The organism is Empedobacter sp. UBA6745 (assembly GCF_002453775.1).
In the GTDB taxonomy this organism is placed as follows: domain Bacteria; phylum Bacteroidota; class Bacteroidia; order Flavobacteriales; family Weeksellaceae; genus Empedobacter; species Empedobacter falsenii_C.
In genome coordinates, this window is sequence record NZ_DKHL01000021.1 from 1 (window position 1) to 4,646 (window position 4,646).

The 4,646-nt window shown below is 33.6% G+C and carries 5 protein-coding genes; 2 read left to right on the forward strand and 3 right to left on the reverse strand.

The window, feature by feature from the left end; all coding sequences use genetic code 11:
* Positions 1–289 (forward strand): hypothetical protein (locus B4H69_RS07190; protein WP_291093299.1); only part of this gene is annotated, 289 nt, incomplete at its 5' end.
* An 84-nt stretch (positions 290–373) separates the two neighbouring features.
* On the opposite strand, the gene B4H69_RS07195 is transcribed toward B4H69_RS07190, so the two are convergent.
* The 3 genes from B4H69_RS07195 to B4H69_RS07205 form a co-directional block, all read right to left on the reverse strand.
* On the reverse strand, positions 374–901 hold the full coding sequence (locus B4H69_RS07195; RefSeq protein WP_112376275.1) for a hypothetical protein: 528 nt from the start codon (positions 899–901) through the stop codon (positions 374–376).
* Positions 902–1,195: 294 nt separating this feature from the next.
* Positions 1,196–2,875, reverse strand: coding sequence for an alpha/beta hydrolase-fold protein (locus tag B4H69_RS07200; protein WP_159333011.1), 1,680 nt, complete (start codon positions 2,873–2,875; stop codon positions 1,196–1,198).
* Positions 2,876–2,946: 71 nt separating this feature from the next.
* Positions 2,947–3,183 carry a hypothetical protein gene (locus B4H69_RS07205; protein WP_291093307.1) on the reverse strand — a complete coding sequence of 79 codons (237 nt, stop codon included), beginning with the start codon at positions 3,181–3,183 and terminating at the stop codon, positions 2,947–2,949.
* A 939-nt stretch (positions 3,184–4,122) separates the two neighbouring features.
* On the opposite strand from B4H69_RS07205, the gene B4H69_RS07210 reads away from it, so the two are divergent.
* Positions 4,123–4,646: PD-(D/E)XK nuclease family transposase (locus B4H69_RS07210; RefSeq protein ID WP_291093309.1), on the forward strand; the 524-nt coding region annotated here is incomplete at its 3' end.

The window sequence follows — 4,646 nt, forward strand, 5'->3', positions numbered from 1 at the left end:
CAAGGAAGCGTGCATTGACGCTCTTATACTTCGCTTTGATACGGATGTGCCTGAGTTGTTTTATCATCATGGAAAACGCCAGGTCGTGGAAGTTCGGGCCAAGAAATACAGCCTTTGGCATATTTATCTCAATAATGCTTATGTAGGAAGTATTCAATATTACACCTTCACTAAGCAGTTCAATTACCACCTTGAAGACAATTGCTTATTGACCGATGATCAGGTGCAAAAATATATAGCCCTGATAAAACGTGGAGAATTAAAGTGGATAAAGGACGATATGCGATGAAAAACGATATAAAAGGAATAAAAAAACCTCGAGTCTGGGAGGATCTTAAGGCTTCCTAAATACTGCGGAATAGTGCTGCTGTAACTATGTTTCTATCGTCGAGAATAAAAGGTGCTGTATTGATGGAGGATTTTCCCCATCTGCCTCGAAGATATCAACCTTTGTTTGTAGCAACCTATCGTCTTTAATTATCAGATGCTCGGGGAAAACATGTTGTACTTTCTTTGTCAGCTTTTCAAATACCTGAAAATCAGTATCGCATACTGGGGTAAATGATTTTTTCCGATCGGGGAGGCGCATTATCCTGATCGCAAAATAGGGTAAAATAACACTAACAAATAAAGAGTATAAGATGTCTTCATTCTGCTCAAGGGGGAAGGAAAAGTGATATGAAGGGCTTCCCCCTAAGAAGGAATAGTCCCAGATTTCAGCAGACAGGTCGGTAAGGGACTCTTTTAATTGTTCCCATTGCCCGCGGTCTGACCAGGCTGATTCAATACATTGTTTCCGGTTATTGTAAGCTTCTGAAGCGGAATAAGCCATGATATCGTCGAGGGTAACACCCTCCGGATAATACTCTTTTAACTGCTCTGTTATTTGTTCCTTTCGCATCTGAATTTATTTACAATTAGTATCCCAGTTCTTCACTCCAGTCCCAGGATTAGTTCCTACCATATTGGCTCCTCTCGCAAGATTCGCTCCAAGCTGTGCATTGATTTAGACCTGCATTTCAGGAGGCCTTTTTTTTAATTTGTTAAAACTGCCGAACGAATCGACTGTTCTTCCGCGTAACCAACTCTTCTTTCGAACCCATACCGTAGCCTTAACAATGCGTCATCATCTTGAAATTAAGAGCTGTATATATTCTTTTTAACAACCTTTTGATGAAAAGGACGCGTACATATTTTAGGATATATTAAGGTTAATACGATTTATCCAAATTTGTTCTCGGTCTTGGTTGTTTTCAAAGTTCTGCAACATATATTCACGATTGTACTTTACTTTTCCATTGAAATACAATTTACCATTTACGTAAACCTTTACTTTCTTCTTCAGATTGACCATTTCAGGCGAAATATTGATTGAAAATGATTTAATAGATGAAGTTTTAATTCTGAAAATGTTGTTTTGATATTCAGCTTTTATTTTTCCTGATTTTCTTGGAAAATCAAAAGCTTTTTTATTAACCTCCTGCACAACTAAGCTATCGTTTTTGTCGTATTTCAACCATTGGTTGATTTTGAAATTTAACTCTTTGTGCCAATTTGATTTTCGGCTTAGGGTATCTAGTTTTATATCAGAAAACCAATCAATATTTCCGTATTTTTCATCATCAAATTCCCAAGATATTTCTTTCGAAAAAGGATTTCTCTTCCGGCTTATTAGGTCGTTAAAAAGAATCTGATAAGCTGGTTCAGATTCGTCAAATTGTGGAAACCAATGCGGAAATCCATTGTAGCGATAATCTTTGTAATCGGCATTTATTCCGTTCATTAATTTTGTTAAATCATCATTTGCGTTTGGTGGATAATAATAATCCTCATCTGTTGAAAAATTGATAAATGAACGGTTTTTAATATTTTCAACGAAAGTACCACCCGTAAATATTTTTGGATAAGTGTTAAATCCGTAAAAACCTGCAAATTGTGTAGGTTGTTTCATCAGATATGAAAACGACCCCGTTCCTCCGTTAGAATGTCCCGAAATGAAAACTTTATTGTCATCAACGTTGACTGCTTTCTTGATACTTTCAAGCATTTCGGGAATCATAAAAAAGCTCTCATTTGATGTCATCCAATTGTATTGCCTGCTCCCTTTTGGAAAAACTAAAATGACATCATTTTGCTCTGCATATTTTGTGTAATATCTATTCCAACCACCTAAATTCCAATCTGCAAACTGATATTCAATCAACGCATTACTTCTTACTGCACCATGAAGAAAGAAAAGCAGGGGATACTTCTTATGAGGATTGTAATTTTTTGGTAAATGAATAAAAAACGAAGTTTTGGTTGAATCGTTTATTTTGAATGAAATAGAATAATCCTGATTCTTTTTCGCTTTGTAGGGATTAAAGTTTTTTATTTTCTCATAAAGAGATTTTTCATCCTGAAATTTATCTAGGTTAGTTGGCTCTATGCTGAAAAATTCATCTTCCTTTACTTTTAATTGGATGTAAAAACGATCTTTATTTTTAATAGCATCACTTTTCAAAATTTGCCATCTTGGGTCACCTATTAGATCTTTATATTCTTCCGAAGCATAATCTCTAATGATATAATTCCAAGCGGGATAAGTTTTCCAGTCGGTTTCCTTCTTTGCCAGCGCAGATAAATAGGTAAATGCTTTATCTTTATTATTCAATTTATAGGCTAAGATTGAAGCGTTATAGCGGCTAAATTGATCTATACTATCCGGAAAGCGCGCAAATGCATCCTCGTATAATCCTAATGCATGCAGATACGCAATTGAATCTTTTGCTTTTTTTTTGTTTTCGACCGCTTTTCGAATCAAAGTTGAATAATTTTCCTGTGCTTGGGCAAATAAACTTAACAGAACTAAAAATAAAACAATACAATATCTCATAAATCAAAATTTAATCAGGCAAATCTACAGACAAACTATTTCGGAAACTTGTAAAAATGGAACTTTACTCGTTAAGGATCCAGATGCCAAAAAGTATCTTCTTTTCCTAAAATAGTTCCTTTGCTAAAAAAGTTTCTAGGTGAATTATCAACCAGATTTTTATAGATTTTATTAAGATGAGATTGGTCGCTGAAATTAAACTCATAAGCAATTTCAGTGAAGCTACTTTCAGGGTTCTCAAAAAGTTTCTTGTTGACGGACTGCCTAAAAAGAACTATTTCGTAAAATTTTTTTATGGAAACTCCCAAATGAAATTGAAATAATCTGTTTAAATGTTGTCTGCTGATTCCAATGTAAGTTGAAAGTTCTGTGACAGATATTTTCTCGTCATTACTGAAAATATATTGAATTGCTTGTTCTAAAGNNAAATATGTTTTGTTTGAGTTGTAGAAAAGATTTCTTTTAGTTCTTCTGGACTGAAAAACTCGTAATCTGTTATATAATCTGCAAAATTTAAATTTTCGTAAAATTGCTGGATACCTAAAGGATGAAATACAATGACGATTCTGTAAACTGTTCCAGATTGTTTTACATTAAGTACTTTTTGCCGAATAGGGGTGAAAATCTGAAATGGGTTTGCGTTATCATCAAATTTTATTTCTCCATTTTCCAATCTCACATGATATCTATAAATTGAAATTGTATTATTAAAATGGGGGAAACATAGGAATTTATTGATCACATTATTTGGTTTAATGTCCAAATAGTAATAATCAACATACTTTTTGACTATAGGATTTTTTGGTTTGAACGTTTGAAATAATTCCTTCATTTTTAACTTTCCACCTCGCAAATCTGCAATAATTTCAAAAATAAGAAAAAAAGTTAATGCTAAATCAACATATATCTGATCGTCTAAATAATAATGGAGATTGGAAAAAAACCTAAACAGCTTTGCTGGAGATTAGCGCTTAGCAAAGGGCTACTTTAGTCTAATATAATTCACTATCAAACGCTAAGAAAAGTGATTAAAAGTAATTTATACATAATCGATATTATTTACTAGGTTATTGTGCTAATTTATTACATACTAAATAACTCATAAAATTTGATAAAGAATAGTCTGTCTGTAATTTTTCAGCTCATGTGATTGACTATCCATATAATTTACTTGTTTTTTTACTAAATATGTTAGCAATAATCAATTTATTGTTATATATTTGTCTGATAATCAATTAATAAATATTATGGCTAGATCAAAAAAACATTTGGGTAGGTATGTAGATCCACGTACCGATTTCGGTTGGAAATTTTACTTTGGTAGGGAGGACAACAAAATCTTACTGATTGAGTTTCTCAATAGTCTGTTTCAGGGAGAGAAGATAATTTCGGATCTAAGATATAAGCCTGTAGAACATGATGGTGATTATGAGGGAATGCGTCGTGTTGTATTTGATTTACATTGTATCGGCAGCGATGGTGAGGTTTTCATCATTGAGATGCAGCAGCTCTTTCAAGAATTTTTTAAGGACCGTGCAGTGTACTATACCTCACGTCTCATCAATAAACAATTAGCGCGAGGTAAGAAGGGTAGTGATTATTACCTACCGGAGGTTTACTTTATTGGTATTTTGGAGTTTCACATGGATAGAAATGGTAGTACCGGTATATCTCGTGTCACAGAGCGGCCTTATTTCTATGATGTTGCGCTGTGTGACAAATTGACCAAAGAAATATTCTATGATAAATTGGGATATAAAATGATTTCGCT